Origin of the sequence: Sphingobium sp. EP60837 (assembly GCF_001658005.1) — a bacterium.
Lineage (GTDB): Bacteria > Pseudomonadota > Alphaproteobacteria > Sphingomonadales > Sphingomonadaceae > Sphingobium > Sphingobium tyrosinilyticum.
In genome coordinates this window covers 1068134-1085992 of the sequence record NZ_CP015987.1, presented here as the reverse complement: position 1 = coordinate 1085992, position 17859 = coordinate 1068134, and the positions used below count along the sequence as shown (strand labels likewise).

At 61.6% G+C, this 17859-nt stretch carries 17 protein-coding genes; 2 read left to right on the top strand and 15 right to left on the bottom strand.

Features of this window, described 5'->3' with window-relative positions; all coding sequences use genetic code 11:
- Positions 1-42: 42 nt before the first annotated feature.
- From EP837_RS17925 to EP837_RS17855, 15 genes are all read right to left on the bottom strand, one after another.
- Complete coding sequence (locus tag EP837_RS17925) at positions 43-375, bottom strand: SWIB/MDM2 domain-containing protein (RefSeq protein WP_082919786.1); 333 nt, start codon at positions 373-375, stop codon at positions 43-45.
- Positions 376-467: 92 nt separating this feature from the next.
- Positions 468-1427 (bottom strand): YihY/virulence factor BrkB family protein, encoded by a 960-nt coding sequence (locus EP837_RS17920; RefSeq protein ID WP_066531457.1) that lies wholly within the window; start codon positions 1425-1427, stop codon positions 468-470.
- A gap of 74 nt (positions 1428-1501) precedes the next feature.
- On the bottom strand, positions 1502-2329 hold the full coding sequence (locus EP837_RS17915; protein ID WP_066531456.1) for an SDR family NAD(P)-dependent oxidoreductase: 828 nt from the start codon (positions 2327-2329) through the stop codon (positions 1502-1504).
- A gap of 19 nt (positions 2330-2348) precedes the next feature.
- Positions 2349-2720: a PaaI family thioesterase gene (locus tag EP837_RS17910; protein ID WP_066531455.1), complete on the bottom strand. Its 372-nt coding sequence runs from the start codon at positions 2718-2720 to the stop codon at positions 2349-2351.
- Positions 2717-3145, bottom strand: coding sequence for a PaaI family thioesterase (locus EP837_RS17905; RefSeq protein WP_066531454.1), 429 nt, complete (start codon positions 3143-3145; stop codon positions 2717-2719). Before EP837_RS17905 ends, EP837_RS17910 begins: the two co-directional genes overlap by 4 nt.
- The gene (locus tag EP837_RS17900) at positions 3146-4324 is read right to left on the bottom strand and encodes an acyl-CoA dehydrogenase family protein (RefSeq protein ID WP_066531450.1); all 1179 of its coding nucleotides are present in this window, start codon (positions 4322-4324) and stop codon (positions 3146-3148) included.
- A complete protein-coding gene (locus EP837_RS17895; protein ID WP_066531449.1) occupies positions 4321-5379 on the bottom strand; it encodes an acyl-CoA dehydrogenase family protein in 1059 nt (352 codons plus the stop codon). Before EP837_RS17895 ends, EP837_RS17900 begins: the two co-directional genes overlap by 4 nt.
- Before the next feature lie 217 nt (positions 5380-5596).
- Positions 5597-6079, bottom strand: a complete 483-nt coding sequence (locus EP837_RS17890; RefSeq protein WP_066531447.1) for an Lrp/AsnC family transcriptional regulator — start codon at positions 6077-6079, stop codon at positions 5597-5599.
- Positions 6076-6555: an Lrp/AsnC family transcriptional regulator gene (locus EP837_RS17885; RefSeq protein WP_066531445.1), complete on the bottom strand. Its 480-nt coding sequence runs from the start codon at positions 6553-6555 to the stop codon at positions 6076-6078. Before EP837_RS17885 ends, EP837_RS17890 begins: the two co-directional genes overlap by 4 nt.
- Before the next feature lie 9 nt (positions 6556-6564).
- The gene (locus EP837_RS17880) at positions 6565-7878 is read right to left on the bottom strand and encodes an MFS transporter (RefSeq protein WP_197486376.1); all 1314 of its coding nucleotides are present in this window, start codon (positions 7876-7878) and stop codon (positions 6565-6567) included.
- A complete protein-coding gene (locus EP837_RS17875) occupies positions 7871-8629 on the bottom strand; it encodes an SDR family NAD(P)-dependent oxidoreductase (RefSeq protein WP_066531437.1) in 759 nt (252 codons plus the stop codon). The genes EP837_RS17880 and EP837_RS17875 overlap by 8 nt, the downstream gene beginning before the upstream one ends.
- A gap of 23 nt (positions 8630-8652) precedes the next feature.
- Positions 8653-10164 (bottom strand): amidase, encoded by a 1512-nt coding sequence (locus tag EP837_RS17870; protein ID WP_082919784.1) that lies wholly within the window; start codon positions 10162-10164, stop codon positions 8653-8655.
- 171 nt (positions 10165-10335) lie between these two features.
- Complete coding sequence (locus EP837_RS17865) at positions 10336-11439, bottom strand: Rieske 2Fe-2S domain-containing protein (RefSeq protein WP_066531433.1); 1104 nt, start codon at positions 11437-11439, stop codon at positions 10336-10338.
- Positions 11440-11455: 16 nt separating this feature from the next.
- A complete protein-coding gene (locus tag EP837_RS17860; protein WP_066531838.1) occupies positions 11456-12325 on the bottom strand; it encodes an amidohydrolase family protein in 870 nt (289 codons plus the stop codon).
- A 17-nt stretch (positions 12326-12342) separates the two neighbouring features.
- Positions 12343-13992, bottom strand: a complete 1650-nt coding sequence (locus EP837_RS17855; protein ID WP_066531835.1) for a class I adenylate-forming enzyme family protein — start codon at positions 13990-13992, stop codon at positions 12343-12345.
- Positions 13993-14417: 425 nt separating this feature from the next.
- Here EP837_RS17855 and EP837_RS17850 point away from each other — a divergent pair, with 425 nt between their 5' ends.
- Positions 14418-15191, top strand: a complete 774-nt coding sequence (locus EP837_RS17850; protein WP_066531431.1) for an SDR family NAD(P)-dependent oxidoreductase — start codon at positions 14418-14420, stop codon at positions 15189-15191.
- 99 nt (positions 15192-15290) lie between these two features.
- Positions 15291-17834: a TonB-dependent receptor gene (locus EP837_RS17845; protein ID WP_066531429.1), complete on the top strand. Its 2544-nt coding sequence runs from the start codon at positions 15291-15293 to the stop codon at positions 17832-17834.
- The last annotated feature ends 25 nt before the right edge of the window (positions 17835-17859 follow it).

Below are 17859 nucleotides of genomic sequence, written 5' to 3'. Positions count from 1 at the left end.
CGAGTTGAACTCGGATCTGACGTTTGAAGCGTCCTGATCGCGTCAGGCCTGCAGATGCTTGGCCAGATGCTTGTTCATCTCGAACATGCTGGCCTTCTTGCCGCCGAAGATTTTCTCCAGCTTGTCGTCGGCCAGTATCTCACGCTTATCCTTGGGATTTTGAAGGTCATTGGCCTTGATATAGGCCCAGATCTTCTTGACCACTTCGCTGCGCGGGATCTTCTTGTCGCCGATGATGTCGGCCAGCTCGGGAGAGGGCGTCACAGGCGCGGTGATACCCCCGCGCGCGCCGCCAGTGGGCTTTCCCGTCTTCTTCACCTTGGCGACCGCCGCTTTGGTTTCCTGCTCGCCACGCTGTTCACGAGTCCGCGCCATGAAAGTCTCCCTTGCTAAACGCTTGGCAGTTGATGATCAGGCTAAGTCGTGAGGAGCGAAAAAGTTGCCTGAAAGCGTGCAATCATTGGCGCTCAGGGCACTTTCCCAACCGTATCTGCGACATAGGCTTCGCGCTCGCCCATCGGTTTGGGATGGCCGACCGTCGTATCCTCAGCCGTCTGATGTTCGATCTCGCTGTTCAGCTCGGCTCCCAGGATCAGGATATAAGCGGACAGATAAAGCCACATCAGCGTCACGACCACGGCGCTAAGCGCACCATAGGTCGCGCCATAATTACCGAAGTTCGATGCATAAATGCCAAAGCCCAGGCTGACCGCCAGCCACCCGATCGTCGCCACCACCGATCCGGGCGTCAGCCAACGCCACTGCGCATGATGCCGGTCGGGCGCATAGCGGTAGATCATGCTCAGTATCATGCTCGCGGCAAGCGCAGCGAACAGCCAGAACCCGACGCGGATCGCCACTATAATGATGTCAGGTGCACCGGGCAGCAGCTGTTCCAGAAATGCCAGCGCCGCGATCGCGAAAATGGCGACCACGCCTGCAATCAACAAGCCGATCGTTATCAGACAGGCGAGCCCCGTCAGCTTGATGAAGCTGCGGCTCTCTTCCTCATCATAGGCGATGTTCACCGCCGTCACGATCGCGCTCGCCCCGTTCATCGCACCATAGATGGACAAAGCGAGCGAGGCGACCAGGCCGAAGCCCTTCTTGCCCGCACCGCTATTGGTCACTGACAATAGTTGCTCGCCGATCAGACGCGCGGCTTCTTCTGGCAGCAGCCTGAACAACGATCGGAGATGGTCGGCAATGGTCGAAGGATCGGCAAACAGGCCATAGCACAGCACCAGCGCCGCCAAGGTCGGAACGAAGGCCAGAAAGCCGTAAAAGGCCACACCGGCTGAAATCAGCCCGACATTGTCGGTGCTGCTTTCATTCCAGGTGCGGAGCAGGATGTCGCGCCAAGCCTTGCGCGGCATCTCCCGCGGGCTTTGCGCCGTCCTGCCCCGGCCGCTTTCCTGTGCTGGCATGTTCACTCCCTTCTCTGTCGGGGAGCAAACATTTGAGAGGCCGGACTGATCCCGCGCCGCAGCTGTCTTTGCGACTATCGCCCGTCCAGCGTCCGCACAGGCACATGCAACCGGTCCAGCAACGGCAGGCTGCGCACGACATTGCCGCTGAGTTCGCTCGCCGGCCGGTGGCAGAGTTGAAGCGCCGCTTCCGCCATTGCATCCACCGGCTCGATATGGTCGCGCTCGTCCCATCCACCGACCGCCAGCGCGCCTTCGCTGGCAACCGCGCCGACGGGCGCGAGGGAATTCACCGCGATATTCTCTTGCGACAGCTCCACTGCCCAGCCAGCGGTCAGGCGGTCGAGCGCCGCCTTGGTCGTACCATACAGCGTCGCATGGCCATCCCGATTGAAGCGGATATAGCGATCATCCTCATCGTAAGGCGCCGGTGGCGGCAGGTCCGCCGTGGCGCTGGAAATATTGAGGATCCATCCCTCTCCCTGCGCACGGAGATGCGGCAGCGCCTGCCGGGACAGTTCCTGCGGCGCATGCAGGTTCATCTGAAAGGCAAGGTGGAAATGCTTTGGCTGTGCCTCCCAGATCGCTACGAAGCGCGACCAGGCGGCATTGTTGACAAGGATGTCGAGCCTGCCGAAATGCTCCACCGCAGCAGGCACGATCCGCGCCCGATCAATGGGATCAGCCAGATTGGCCTGGATCGGCAGGCACTCGCCGCCAGCGGCCCTGATTTGCGCTGCCGTTTCGGCGAGCGAGCCGGTCAGCTCGCCCCTGCCCGGCTCCAGGGTGCGCGCGACGATCGCGACCTTTGCTCCCTCGGCGGCGAAGCGGCGGGCGATGGCAGCGCCAATGCCACGGCTCGCCCCGGTGATGATGGCCACGCGGCCGTCCAACAGCTTCATCCTCCTCCCCTCCCGTTCTTCAATCCAGCAGCAGGTGCATCCTCCCGGTGGCGATCGGCTTGTCGCGATCCCCCTGCCAGCATATTGCATCCGCATTCACGACCCTGCGACCCACACGCACGAGCCGCGCCTGCGCATAGCTGTCGATCATCAGCCCGCCCCGCAGGAAGTCGAAGGACATGTTGATCGGCTTGGGCCAGGGCTCCCGGCGCTCTTGTGCGACAGCCTCCAGGCAGGCCAGCTCCAACAGACTGGCGATGACGCCGCCATAGAGAAAGCCGGTGCGGCCTTCGAGCGAAGGCGTGGCCGGCATCATCAGCGTCACAGCGCCATCGTCCGTAGCCACGCTCCGGATGCCGAGCATCTGCGCATAGGGCGTGCGCGCGATCATAGCTCTTCCGTGAAGAAAAAGCTGGCGGTGGCGGCAGCGATCGGGCTGGCCGGATCGCCATCGTGGACATCGCAGCGGGTGAAGGCGACCTTGCGCGTGATATGGTGGCAGCGCGCCCGGGCATGGATGGTGTGGCCCGCCCGGGCGAGCCGCAGATAATCGATATGCAGGTCCAGCGTCGCCATGCCTCGCCACTGCCGCGTCCGCGCGATGATCGCCGCGCCCGCTGCGGCATCGACCAGCGAGATGATGGGACCGGACGATACCAGTCCCGCCTCTGCGTCCATCAGGAAGCCGGGCGCGAACGGACAGGCAAGCTCAGCCCAATCGGGCCCATTGTCGATCGTATAGATGCCCAGCAGCGCATGATGCCCGCGCGGCGGCAGGTTCTTGAGCCGCTCGAAGGCATCATCCTCCTGGTCCACTCAGGCTGTCCCGCGCGGCTCGCGCGGCAGTCCGAGCCCGCGCTCCGCGATCAGGTTGCGTTGAATCTGGTTGGTGCCGCCGTAGATGGTGTCGGAACGCGAGAAGAGGAACAGATTGGGCAAGCTATCCCATTCATAGTCCGCATGGTCGCTGATTTCGCCACTCTGCCCCAGCACGTCCATCGCCAATTCGCCCAGATTGCGTCGCCAGCTCGCCCATTGGATCTTATAGGTAAGCGCCGCTCCGTCGATCTTCGAATGATCGGTCTGCGAGAGCATCCGCAGCGCGCCATAACGCATTAGATGCAACCCGACCTCCGCCTTGGCGAGCCGCTGACGGATCAGCGGATCGTTGGCCGCGCCATTGGCCTTGGCCGCGGCGATGATCTCGTCCAGTTCATTGCGGAAGCCCATCTGCTGGCCCAGCGTCGATACGCCGCGTTCGAATGCCAGCAAGCCCATGGCAATGCGCCAGCCATCCCCCGCCGCCCCGATCAGGCTGTCCGCCGGGCAGCGCGCATCGGTAAAGAATGTTTCGTTGAACTCCGCATCGCCATTGATCTGGCGGATGCCCCTGATCTCGATACCCGGCTGATTGATGGGCATCATGAGGAAGGTCAAACCCTTGGGCCCCTGCGACCCTTCCTCGCTACGGGTGACAACGAAAATCCAGTCGGAAATATGGGCTAGGCTGGTCCAAATCTTCTGCCCATTGACCACCCATTCATCACCCTCCAGCCGCGCCTTGGTGCGGACGCTGGCGAGATCGGATCCGGCATTGGGTTCGGAAAAGCCCTGGCAGAAAATCGTCTTACCCGCCGCGATGCCGGGCAGGAAACGCTGCTTCTGCTCCTGCGTGCCGAAGGTCAAAATGGTCGGCCCGGCAAGCTCGATACCGATATGATTGACCCGCCCCGGCACTCCCGCGCGGGCATATTCCTCAGCGAATATCACCTGCTGAGCCAAGGTGGCGTCGCGGCCGCCCCATTCCTTCGGCCAACCGATGCAGGACCAGCGATGGGCGGCAAGCTGCTGCTCCCACTCCTTGCGCCGCTCGGGGCTTCCCGTCAGTTTGGTAACGCCCTTGATGTCGCGGAATTCGCCCGCCATCTGGCCATTCAGCCAATCGGCGCATTCCTGGCGAAACAGTTCCTCTTCCAGGGAAAATCCAAGTTTCATGCTGCTTCTCCCAGGATCATCGTGGCGATTTTTTCGCGGTGCCAGCTGCCGCTGCCCAGCATCGTCTGAAGCGAGCGGGCGCGCTTGAAGAAGAGATGCGCGTCATGCTCCCACGTAAAGCCGATGCCGCCATGCAGCTGGATCATGTCCCCAGCGCAACGGAAGAAGGTATCGGTAGCGAAGGACTTTGCAGCGTGGACAGCCATAGAGGCCTCCTCCGAGCCTTCATCGACCGCACAGGCGGCCCAATAGACGGCAGAGCGCGCCTGCTCGATCTCCACCATCATATCTGCGAGCCGATGCTTATAGGCTTGGAAGGAGCCAATAGGGCGGCCAAACTGGATGCGCTCCTTCGAATAGGCGACGGTGCGGTCCAGGCATGCCTGCGCACCGCCCAATGCCTCCGCCGCCACCGCGATGAAGGCTGCGCGATGAGCAGCGGCCAGCGCGGCAGCCGCGTCGGGAAGCCGCTCGCCCGGCGCATCGCCCAGCTGCACATGGGCAAAGGGACGCGTTTGATCCATGCTCGTTTGGGTATCGATGCTGACGCCCGGCGCATCGGCGCGGACGATCCAGACCTGTTGCGTATCGGTGACGACGAAGACGTCAGCGCCGACCCCATGGGTGACGAAGCGCGATCCGCCAGTCAGCCTATCCGCCTGCGATTGCATGGCGGCGTCAGGGAAATAGCCGCTTATCACATCGCCGGAGATGATTTGCGGCAGCCACTCGGCCCGTTGAGCATCGGTTCCGCCTGCCGCGATCGCCTGTCCCGCCTGCACCAAACTGCCCAGCATCGGAAAAGCGGCGACTTGAGCCCCCGCAGCTTCCGCGATGATCGCCAGCTCCACCATTCCCAGGCCCGCACCCCCCGCACTTTCCGGAAGGCCGATGCCGGACAGGCCCAGTTCCTGACAAAAGTCGCTCCACAACACACGGTCGATGCCGTCGTCGGCCATCGCCTTGCGCGTGCGTTCACTTGTGGCGTTTTCAACGAAGAAGGCCCGCGCCGTCTCCGCAATCATCTGTTGTTCGTCGGTAAATGCGAATTCCATTTTGGCCGCCTTCAAATATCCCGTCAGGGCGCCTGTTCCAGCCTATAGCGGAACAAGGCCGATGGGCACCGCGGATCCGGCGCATCCCTCCCTGCTCATGCGACGCGACTTCATCCACGCGCCATCCTGCTTTTGTGCTATATCAGGGAAAAATAGATTTCAAGCATCGATTTGCGGAATTTATGATTTAATAAATTCCGAATTTAGCCGTAGCCACTTACGCTAGTCCGGTGGCAGCTTCTGTGATCCGAACGACCCTGTTGGTGAATTTCACCGTTTTGACCGCCAGTGACGTTTCGACATGATTGACGCCGGGCATGGACAGTATTTGCCCCGAGGCCAATCTGTGCAGATCATCGAGATCGTCATAGAGGCAGGTGGCCATGATGTTGAACGGCCCCAGCGTAATCATCACCGCCTTCACCAGCGGGATATGCGCAATGTCGCGGGCGATCTGGCGGACATGCGCGACGTCAGCCTGCACCGCGATGAAAGCAAGATTGGTCGCCTTTTCCAGTTTCAGCCCGGTTAGCGCAGTGAAGGCGATCAGCCTTTCCTGCTGCAGCCGCTTGATCCGGCCCCTGACCGTCCCTTCGTTGACGCCAAGCTCGCTTGCGATCTTACGGTTCGACACGCGCGCATCCTGCGCCAAAATGTCGATCAGCTGATGATCCAGCTCATCCAGATCCGGCTTTCTCATGCAAGCCTCCTGCTCTCTACCGGCGCTGTGTCCAGACCATAGCGGACTATGTCTAAGCCGATAGCTGGCGTCATCGATTTTATACCCGCCACTTTGGACAATTTGTCGGTGATCAGCGATGGCAGCTCGTCAATATCTCTCAAGGTCAGAACCACGCTGACTTCATAGCTGCCCGTGACCAGGTGCGCAGCGAAGACTTCAGAAAAAACGGCCAGATCCTCCGCCACGTCCAAGGCCGGGCGCCCGCTGACCTGGATCGCAACGTGAATGACGACATTATATCCGTGCACGGCGAAGTCGGACACGGCGACGACGCGCAGCATCCCCGCATCTTCCATCCGCCGGATGCGGGTGGACACGGTGGAAGCAATCAGGTTCAGGGATTCGGCGATCTGCTGATTGGTAGCCCGCCCATTTTGCCGCAACTGTTCGACGATCTTGCGATCCGTCTCGTCGAACATGAAAGTCTCACTCATACACGTCACTCAACCCTTTTCTGCCGCTGGTCTTGCCAGCAAAGGGGCGGCAGGTCGAATCGAAAGCGCGTCGTGCAACGCAGCCCGATCGCGCTCCACCCGTCCGGCCGCGGCCCAGCCGAGCAAGGCCGAAAGGAAGCCGAACGGAATAATCAGCGTCAACGCCAGGCGAAGCGCCGCGGCGTCATGGCCCATCATCTCGCTCAATGCGCCGGTGGCCCAAGGTCCGACGAAAAAGCCGAGCAACGTCGTCACCGCCAGGAACAGCGCCGTCGATGCTGCCCGGATACGCGGCGGCAACATATATTGCAGCGTCGCCATGAAGCCGACGGACCACCCGCCGCCCAGCAGGCCAGCAGGTATCGCCGCCAGCCTCGCCGTCCCGAAACTACCGGCCCAACTCGCCATCAGGATCGCACAAGTGGCGGCGCCCAACGCCAGGGCTGACAGGCGACAGGGCCAGATCATGCTGCGCCGCGCGAGCCGGTCGGACAAAGCCCCGAACAGCAGCATTCCCACCAGGCCGGACAATCCAAAGTTCATGGCGAAGGCCGATTTCACCGCCACCGGGTCCATGCCATAGGCGCGTGTGAACAGCTCCGGACCCCAATAGCCGAAGGCAACACCGGACAGAACGCCAAAGCCAAAGGCGAACATCATGAACAGATAAGCTGGGCTCCGCACCAGGCATCGCGCCAATTGACCAAGCGGCAGCGCCTCCACCGTCCCTTCGCCGCTCCCGCTCCGTCGCGGCTCACGGATGAGCAGCAGCGCGGCAAAGCCCAGAAGCAGCCCGATGGCGCCCATGCTGTAGAAAGCCATGCGCCAATCATGCTGCGCCGCGATTGCTGGACCGCCCGCTTGCCCTGCGATCTGCCCCACATAGGCGGCCAGCCCCAATATCGCGAAGGCGAGACCGCGCCGCTCAGGCCGGAAATAATCGGAGAGCAACGAATAGGCGGGGGCGACGAACGCCGCCTCCCCCACTCCCACGGCAACGCGCGCGAGCGTCAGGCTGATCGGGCCGCTCGCCATCCCTGTCGCAATCGTCGCGCCGCTCCATAGGACACAACCCGCCGCGATGACCTGCACGCGCGACGTTCGATCCGCCAGCCGCGCAAAGGGCACGCCGAGTATGACATAGAGCAGCACGAAGGCAGGCCCCATCAACATGCCGACCATGGCGTCGCCGATCGCGAACTGCGCCTTGATCGGACCGATCAGGCCAGTGATCAGATAACGGTCGGCATAGTTGACGATATAGATCGCCAGCAGCGTGGCAAGCACCACCCATGGATTGGAAGTAGGACGTGTATCAGTCACGCAGCAGCGAGCCGCCATTGACGTGCCATAGCTGCCCATTGACCCATTCGCCGTCATCGGAAGCCAGGAATGCGACCGCCCCCGCAATATCGTCGGGTTGACCCAGCCGCTTGTGCGGCAGGCTGTTCAACATGGATGTCACATAGTCCTGTGTCAGATGTTGTGCGACCGCTTCGGTCAGAACGACACCGGGGCAGATTCCGTTGGCGCGGATACCCTGCTTGCCGAATTTCCGCGCGACATGGCGCACCAGCGCATGCAGCGCATTTTTCGTCATCGGATAGGCGACCTGCAGCGGATTGCCGGAAATCGCCGCACCGGACGACGTATAGATCAGCGTGCCGCCGCCCCGCTCGATCAGCACCGGAAGCGCCGCCTGCGTGGCAAGGAAATGGCTTTTCGCATTGATGGCGAAGGAGCGGTCGAGCACCTCCTCGCTGCAATTCAGCACATCGATATCACCCTCTGTGCCGCCAGCCAGATTGCTATGGTAGAAATCGAGCCGCCCGAATTCGGCCAGCGCGGCATTGACGATCGCGGCCTGCGAGACGGCCTTGGTGCCGTCGAGGCGCACGCCGATCGCTCGCCCGCCTTCCTCCCGTATGGCGCGCGCGGTATCCATCGCCCAGTCCCCGGCAATATCGCCGATCACGACGCCAGCGCCTTCAGCGGCCAGCCGTCGCGCCGTCGCCGCCCCAATGCCGCGTCCGCCGCCCGCAACGATCCCGGCCTTGCCTGCCAGTCCACGCATCCTCATCTCCTGAAATATCCGGTTTAAAGCGCCGGGCGCCTGTTCTTCCACGGTGCGGCGGCTTCCAGCTGCCCGGCGAGCCGGAACAACAATGCCTCATCGCCATATCGACCCATGAACATCACGCCGATGGGCAGGCCATTATTCGCTGTAGCCAGTGGCACCGACATGGCAGGCTGCCCGGTCATGTTCGCGATCTGCGTGAAGGGCGAGAAGCTGGCTGCACGTTGACCCCAAGCGGCAAAATCCACATCAGGCGACAGGTTGATCTTGCCCAGTTCCAGCGGCGGCGCTGCCAGGGTCGGCGACAATATGACGTCATAATTCGCCATGAACTGTGCCATGCTGATCGCTGCCGCCTGAAGCGTATTGTTGGCGCGCGCAAAGTCCATACCCGTCGCCTTCTGCCCATAGGCAGTAAAGCCAAGGGTGATCGGCTCCAGCACTTCGGGGCCGATTGCAATGCCCGTCGCCTTGGCGCGGTCCAGCATGTCTGCCGCTACGGACGAGCCGATCAGCACGAAACTGGCCGCACCCATCGCCGCAATGTCCAGCTTAGGCGCGGCTTCCTCGACATGATGGCCCAGGCGCTCGCACAGCCGCGCGGCTTTCCGCGCCGCTTCGACACATTCGGGATCGACCGGCGATCCCGATGGCGCATCCAGCATCAGCGCGATGCGCAGCCGTCCGGGTGCCTTGCCAATTTGCGATAGAAAGTTCTCCGCAGGCGTCGGGGCGGCATAGCGGCTACCCGGCTCAGGCCCCTGCGTCGCATCCAGAATAGCCGCAGAATCCCGTACGCTGCGGGTCACCGCGTGGTGCACCGACAGCCCACCCCAGCCTTCCGTGCGTGGCGGCCCCATCGGCACCCGGCCCCGGCTGGGTTTCAGCCCAAACAGGCCGCAGCAAGACGCCGGAATGCGGATCGATCCGCCCCCATCGGTCGCATGGGCCGCAGGCAACACGCCCGCCGCCACTGCGGCCGCAGCTCCGCCCGACGACCCACCCGTGATATGCTTGGGATTCCACGGATTGCGCGTGTCGCCGTTCAGCTTGTTCTCGGTCGTGCCGGTGAGCCCCAGTTCGGGCACTGTCGTCTTGCCGAAGATGACAAAGCCAGCCTTCTCGATCCGGCGGACCAGCTCCGACGTGATCTGGGGCCGATATCCTTTGTAGAAGCGGCTGCCATTTTCCGTCGGCAGACCCGCAACATAGGTGTTGAGATCCTTCAGCAGCCACGGCACGCCGCTAAACGGCCCCTGTGGAAGCCCTTTAGCAATCGCCGCGCGGCCATAATCATAATGCTTCTGCGCCATGAAGTTGAAGCGCGGATTGAGCGCTTCCGCCCGACCAATCGCCGCGTCGAGCAATTCGCTTGGCGACACCTCACGCTTGGCGACCAATTCCGCGAGGCCCATCGCGTCATGCGTGTCGAGCAGGCTGGAGCGTCGCGCCGCAGCTTTGCCCGCGCCCGTCACCCCCAACAGCGCCGCCGCGCCGACAGCCGCCATGCCTTCCCGACGTGTCATGTTCATTTATATCCACTCCTGCGCAGGCCTTGAGCGCCATGGCCAAATAAGGCTCTCTCCCGCCCCCGTCCGCGCTGAGCTTGTCGAAGGGCCTGTATCCTCTTCAGACCAGAAAAGGGGCTTCGACAGGCTCAGCCCGAGCGGGTGTCGGATGCGATTGACTGATCGTGACCCGTTCTATGCCTCTGCCGTCACGCCCTGATCCGCATAGTAGCGCGCATAATATTTGCGGAACTGCGGGATGGGGCCGTCACCATCGCAGATGATCGGATTGGGCTCGAACTTCTGCCGGTCCCATACGACCTTGTCCTGATCGAACTGCTTGCAAATGTCGCGGATGATGGCGCGTGCAACGCCCGCACGCTCGCCTTCGGCCTGCGCCTTTGGCTGGGTAAAGCAGAAGCGGACATGGACATGGTCCAGCTCAACGGGAGCGAGACAGGCGACCAACAGCGTTTCCGAAATGCCGGTAAAGCGCGTCCAGCTCTGACCCGGTCCCATCGTGTCATAGCTGATGCAGCCATCGACTTCGCCCCAGGGCGTGCCCATCTTCGCCTTCACATCGGCGCCGCGGCCCCATTCGTCCCAACGTAGCTCGCCCAAGGGAACATTCGCGGTGCCGTGGATGAAGCGGAAATGCGCAACGTCCACGCCATTTTCCGCCATGTTCTGAAGCGACCCCCAAACATTCCATTCATGGACCTCATAATCGGTCCAATCGGGATCACTCGCCTCGGGCAGAACCGCAACCTCGAACAGCGGCTCGACATCCTCCGGATGATACCAGGCCCAGATCCACCGATTGGTTTCGGTGATGTGCCAATTGCGGGTGCATTTGCGTTTTACCTGCGGCGGAATGACGCGGGCGTAGGGAATATCCTTCACCGCCGCCTCGTCACCATCATAGCGCCATGCGTGGAAAGGACATTCCAGCAGATTGCCATGCACCTTGCCGCCATGGCCCATATGCGCGCCCAGATGCTTGCAATAGGCGTCGAGCATGCGGACCTTGCCGTCCTCCCCGCGCCAGATCGCCAGATCCTTCGAGAAGTAACGCAGCGGCTTCACCTCCCCAACGGCGAGTTCGGAGGACAGCAGCAGCGGATACCACCCAAAGGGGATGCCGATGTCGAGATTGCGCTCCTTCACGGAGGCGCGATCCGTCACCTCGGCAAGCCGCCAGTCGAGCAGTTCCTGCCCTTTCAGCTTTTCGAGGATCTGCCAGACGGCGACGGGGGGCGTGCGCGCATCGTTGGCGGCGCTGCTTTGGGCGTTGGACATGAAAAGCTCCGTCAGATTAGTTGAGGCCGAAGACCTTGACCGCGTTCTCACGCAAGAATTTCGGCCAGACTTCGTCCTTGAAAGGCACATTCTGCATATCGCTGAAGATACGCTCCAGGCTGAGACCCATGGGGAAATAGCCTGCATAGATGATCTTATCGGCACCACGCGTATTGGCGTAGTCGATGATCGCCTTGGGATAATGTTTGGGCGCAAAGGCGCTGGTCGAATAATAAAGATTGGGCCATTTCAGCATCAGCTTTACCGCCAGCGCTTCCCACGGCTCCGCGCCATGCCGCATGACGACCTTCAGCTCTGGGAAGAACCAGCAGACTTCATCCAGATGCTCGACCTTCTGCGTCTCCATTGGGATACGCGGCCCCGGAATCCCGGCGTTAAGCAGCACCGGAAGCCCCAGCTCCGCCGCACAAGTGTAGAGCGGGAACATATATTTGTGATTGATCGCAACCTGCGGCAGCGTGCCCGCCGGAAAGACACTGATCGCGGACAGGCCGACTTCGGCATGGATGCGCTTGATCCGCCGCACTTCCTCCATGCCCTTGTTAGGATCGCAGGGCAGGTCGAAGAAGAAGCGGTCGCCGTACATCTCTTTGGCCCGATAGGACGTCGCATTGTCGTTCCAGCCGACCAGGGCCTTGTCGATGCCATATTGGTCCATCTGCTCGACGGTCCAGGACACATAATCGTCGGTCTTGCCGGTCTGCGGAATGTCCTTGAACATATATTGCGCCGGCATGGCAAACTGCTGAAGCGTCTGCTGGTCCTTGATCAGCGGACGGAAGGGATCGAACCAGGCGGAACGGTCCTCGGCTTCCGGAATGCCCAGCATGCAGTCGATGATCTTTATGTCCTTGGGCATGCCCATGACGAAACTCTCCTGTTTCAGTTGTTCGCGGCCAGTTGCGGCCACAGCGCGCGCAGCGCGATCTTGTCGATTTTCTCAGATTGGTTGCGCGGCAGCGGCTCGCTCGAAAAGGCGACCCTAACCGGCGCTTTGTAAGGCGCCAGCCGCTCCCCCACCCAATTGATGATGCTGCGTTCGTCCAGTCCCTTGGCCTGCACCACGGCGACCAGCGCCTCGCCCAGTCGGTCGTCGGCAACGCCGAACGTGGCGCATTCGGTGATCTGCGGCATTTCGCTCAGCACCCGCTCGACCTCGGCGCAATAGATATTCTCGCCGCCGGAGATGACCATGTCTTTCGCCCGATCGACGATGAAGATATAGCCATCCTCATCCTGATAACCGATGTCGCCCGTGCGCAGCCAACCGTCTGCCGTGAAGGTCTTGGCCGTATCCTCCGGCCGGTTCCAGTATCCGCTCATGATCATGGCGCTGCGCACGATGATCTCGCCGGTCTGATTGGGGCCGCAGACGGTCCCGTCCTCCCGCTCGATCCGCAGATCGACCAGCGGCAAAACCCGCCCCGCCGAAGTCCGCGCCGCCAAAAAGTCTGCCCCCACCGCCTGCGCGATCGCGCCCGATGTTTCGGTCATACCATAGCCGGTCCCGAGCATCGAATGCGGACACAGCTTCCGCACCTCCTCCAACAGATTGAGCGGCAGCGCCTGACCGCCCGAACCGATGTTGCGGATCGAGCTTAGGTCGGCGTCCTCCAGCCGGGCACGATTGACCATGTCCCACAACATGGTGGGAACGGTAGAAAACTGCGTCACCTTCTCGCGCTCGATGACGTGCACCGCCTCTTCCGCATCCCAACGCCGCATGATCACAATCTTGCCGCCCGACAGCAGCGGCGCGAGGAAGCCAGAGCCCAACCCTGAAATATGAAATAGCGGATAGACGAGCAAAATGGCCTGGGGCGGCACCTGCGCTGCCAGCGTCTCCACCGGCATGCCATATTCACGCGCCATATTGTGCAGCACCATGGAGCCAGTGAGTTGCGTGCCCAAAAGCCCGGTGATCAGGCTCCGGTGAGATAACACCGCGCCCTTGACCCTTCCGGTCGTGCCTGAGGTGAAGAGAATGGCGCAAGGATCGCCCGGCTTGGCGATCAGGCCGTCGCCAGCCGCATCGCCACGATCCTCCAGCGGCTGCGTCACGTCCAGCAATCGGCCGTCATAGCCGCCGTCGCGCAGCAGAACCGCGCGGTCCGCGTCGGCCAGCACCAGGGCGGGGGTAACCTCCTCCACCATCGCCGCCAGTTCAGCCGCAGAACCCCGGCTGTTGAGCAAAACCGCAACCCCGCCAAGCTTCATCACCGCCAGAAAGGCGACCATCCATTCCGCCCGGTTGCGCATGCAGATGGCGACGCGGTCGCCCCGACCGATCTCCAAATGCGCGGCCAGCCTGTCCCGCCATGCGAAGACTTCGGTATAGCTCAGCCGACGCTCGCCTTCTGGGCCGTCGCGATCGACGATGCAGGTCTGCTCACCGAAACGGCGTGCGCTTTCGATCAGTTGGTTGAGGTCGGAAGGCGCGTTCACGAAGAAACGCAGCCCTTCTTGCTCGCCGATTTCGAAGGGCGTGCCCGGCGCGGTGACCGCCGCGAAAATAGGATCGATCTTGCTCATGCTATCCTTGGGACCACTGCGCCGCCGCGGGTTGTTCGACGGGAGATTCACGGTCGGGGCCATGGCCCCTGTTCGATCCCGACATCCTGCTTCCTCGACTCATGCTTGTTCTTGCACCCCAGTGTATTTCACCAATCGCGTAATTCAACTATAATTTTTTTCCGCACACTCGGAGCTTATACCGTAGAGCCGTGGGACAACCCTGATGCTCAGGAAAACCCGCTATAATTACTGTATAATCTGTCGCGTTGTCCAGCTTCGTTAAACTGATGCTTTCTGAACCGGAACCGTGTCAACGAGGCGGAGGAACAGCGATATTCGGAATATATGAGTTTACAAATTCCGAATTTTGGATGATCTTGAGTCGCAACGCACCGCCTCCCGAGGCATGGGGCGATTCAGCATTGGCGAGGACTCGACGTCGAATGAGCGAGGATTTTGAAGGGCGCGTCGCCATTATAACGGGCGGCAGCGACGGCATCGGCCTAGCCACCGCCGCCCTGTTGGCTAAGCGCGGCGCGCAAGTGGTCATCTGCGGACGGCGGCAAGCGCTGCTCGATAACGCACGCGAACGGATCATGGCGCAAGGCGGCCGGGTAAATGCGGTCCAGCTCGACGTCTCCGATAGCGCAGCGCTGGACGCCATGATCGCAGGAACGGCGGAGGAATTCGGCCGTCTCGACATGCTCGTGAACAATGCGATGTCCACCCATTATGCGCCGATAGCCAAGCTGACCCTCGACCATTGGCGCAAGGATTTCGCCGTGAATTGCGACGCAGCGTTCGTCAGCACCAAGGCGGCGATGAAGGTCATGGCGGCAGCGGGAAAAGGATCGATCGTCAATATCGCCTCCACCTGCGGCATCCGCGCGACCGTGAACATGGCAAGTTATTCCGCGTCCAAGGCGGCGCTGGTGCATTTCACCGCCGCCGCTGCGATGGAGGGCGCACCGCTCGGCATCCGGGTCAACGCAATCATCCCCGGCCAGGTCCAAACCGTACCGACGGAACAGTTCTCCGCATTGTCGGCAGACACTGCGGAGCGGACGACAGCCGCCATCCCCATGCAGCGCGGCGGACAGCCTGAAGAACTGGCGCAGGCGATCGTCTTCATGCTGTCCGATGCGGCAAGTTACATAACCGGCACGGCTCTGCCGGTAGATGGAGGGAAAGCGGCCCAACTATACATGCCGTCCTGACACTCAATTCTCATCGTACCGACAACTTACAATCGACGCGCCGTCACATCTTCGGCGCGCAGGGATCAACACGTTCATAAGATCAAGGGAGAGAAGATCATGGCAAAAACATATGGATATGCGGCACTGCATCTCATCCTGGGGGTCAGCAGCCTCGCTATTGCAAGTCAGGCAATGGCGCAGGAAGTCTCGACGACTGCCGAACCCGGCCTCGACGAAATCGTCGTTACCGCGCAGAAGCGGGCGCAGAATCTTCAGGACGTTCCGATTGCTATCAGCGCCATCAGCGCTGAAAAGATCGAGCAGCTAGGCGTCAAGGATAGCCGCGACCTCAGTGGCCTCGCTCCCAATGTCGTGATCACCCAGGGCACCACCAGCAACAGCGCTGCTGTCTTCTCGATGCGCGGCATTTCCAACGGCGGCAGTGAAAGCTTCGGCGTCGATGCCGCGAACGGTCTTTATGTCGATGGCATCTATATCGCCCGCGGCGGCGCCATGGGCCTTAACGTCATGGATATTGAGCGCGTCGAGGTCTTGCGCGGTCCGCAGGGCACGCTGTTCGGCCGCAATACCACGGGCGGCGCGGTGCATTTCATTTCGCGTGCGCCTTCTTCGACCTTCCGTTTGAAGGCCGAGGCCGGCTATGGCAATTTCAACGCCTGGAATGGCAAGATCTCCGTCGATCCGGGTGAGATTGCAGGCATTTCGACCAGCTTCTCCTACAGCCATAGCGAGCGCGACGGGGTGATCGACAATATCCTGCAGCCTCGCGATTCTCGCGACCCGGGTGCGCGCAAGTCGGACGCGCTGCGCGCCGCGGCTCGCATTGACCTGGGCGGCACCGGCAGCATCCAATATATTTTCGACTGGACCCGGATCAAAGGCACGCCGCTGCCCTTCATCCTGACCAACGTCGCGGATGGCACTCCCCGCCCGCCGATCACCATCAACGGTCAGCAGGTTGTCGTGACCCAGCAGGCGCCGGTCGCCCAATATCTGGCGGGCGCAACCTTCGCCAATCCCGAATGTGCCGCGTTGGCCGTGCCGTCGCGCACCTATCGCCACGAAGTGTGCAACAACATCTTGAGCCGCGCCGTCGATAAGACCTGGGGCCATAATCTTCAGGTGCAGAACGACTTCGGCGGCTTCAAGGTGAAGTCCACCACCGGCTACCGTTTCTGGAACAGCGACAATGTGACGGATCTGGACGGGATCGGCGCCTTTTCCGGCCCGGCCTTCACCAATGCCACGCTGTTCAACGGCATGCCCGCCTCGCTGCTGCAATTCATTCCGACGATCCCGGCGGCCGCACGGCCCTTCATCGCCGCTTCCCCGGTTCCCACAGTTACGCAGGATCTGTTCGACGTCGCCAACAGCCGCCGTCACAAGCAGTTTAGTGAGGAAGTCGAAATCTCCGGCGACACCAGCACGCTCGATTGGGTCGTGGGCGGCTTTTATTTCTGGGAGAAGGGGTCTGAGAATGGCTTCCAGAATAGCGGCTTCATCCTCGACACCAACAGCATCTTCCTCGCCAATTTCGGACCGCTCGGCCCGGCTTTCGCCGCCGCCAACCCGGCCCGCTATCGGATGGTGCAAACGCGCGCGCGCCTCAAATACACGACCTCGGCCGAAAGCACTGCGCTTTATGGTCAGGCGACCTTCTACCCCGGCGGTCGGGACAGCGGCATCCGCTTGACCGCAGGCGGCCGCTACACTTGGGACGAAAAGATGATGCTGCGTACCCAGAATGGCGCAGCGCCGCCGCTCGCACCGGAAACCGGTCGCGCGAAGTTCAGCAAGTTCACCTGGAACCTGATGGCGGGCTATGACGTCGCGGACGGCATCAACCTCTATGCACGCGCGGCCACCGGCTATCGCTCGGGCGGCTTCAATTCGCAGGACCCGGCGATCACCGGCACCAATCAACTCGGCAGCTTCAAGCCGGAAAAGGTGACGTCCTACGAAATCGGGCTGAAGAGCGAGCTGTTCAACCGCCGCCTGCGCTTCAACGTCGCAGCCTATCATAATATCTATGATAATCTCGCTGTGCTCGGCCCTGTCACCAATGCGCCGGTCGGCACCTTCGCCACCCGGATCATCAATGCAGGCAAGGTCGTCTATAACGGTTTTGAAGTCGAAACCCAGGCCGTCCTGACCGACAACTTCTCACTCGACGGCAGCCTTGGCTATATCGACATCAATTATAGAGAGTTCCTGGCGGGCCAATCGCCCACGCCCGGTGCACCGCCCGTCAACATCGCGCCAATCGTGACGCCTGGCTTCACCTCGCCGCTGACAGCCAATGTGGCGCTCAATGCACAATTCCCTCTGAACTGGGGCAACGCCACGCTGCGGGGCCGCATCGGATATACGCATGAGGATGGCAAATATAATTTCAGCAGCTCGGTGGGCTCGCCCTTCAATGAACAGATCAAGGGCGATGATATCGACCTGATCGACGCTCAGATCGGCATTGACGGCATCCCGCTCGGCACCGGCGAAGGCGAAGTGCGCCTGTGGGTAAAGAACCTCACCAACGCCAAGGATTTCGTCCGCAGCATCGACTATGGCCAACTCGGCTTTGCCGGCGGCTATTATGCTGAGCCACGCACCTATGGCATCACCGTCGGCGCAAAATTCTGAAGCGTGGTGCGTTAAATCAGAACCA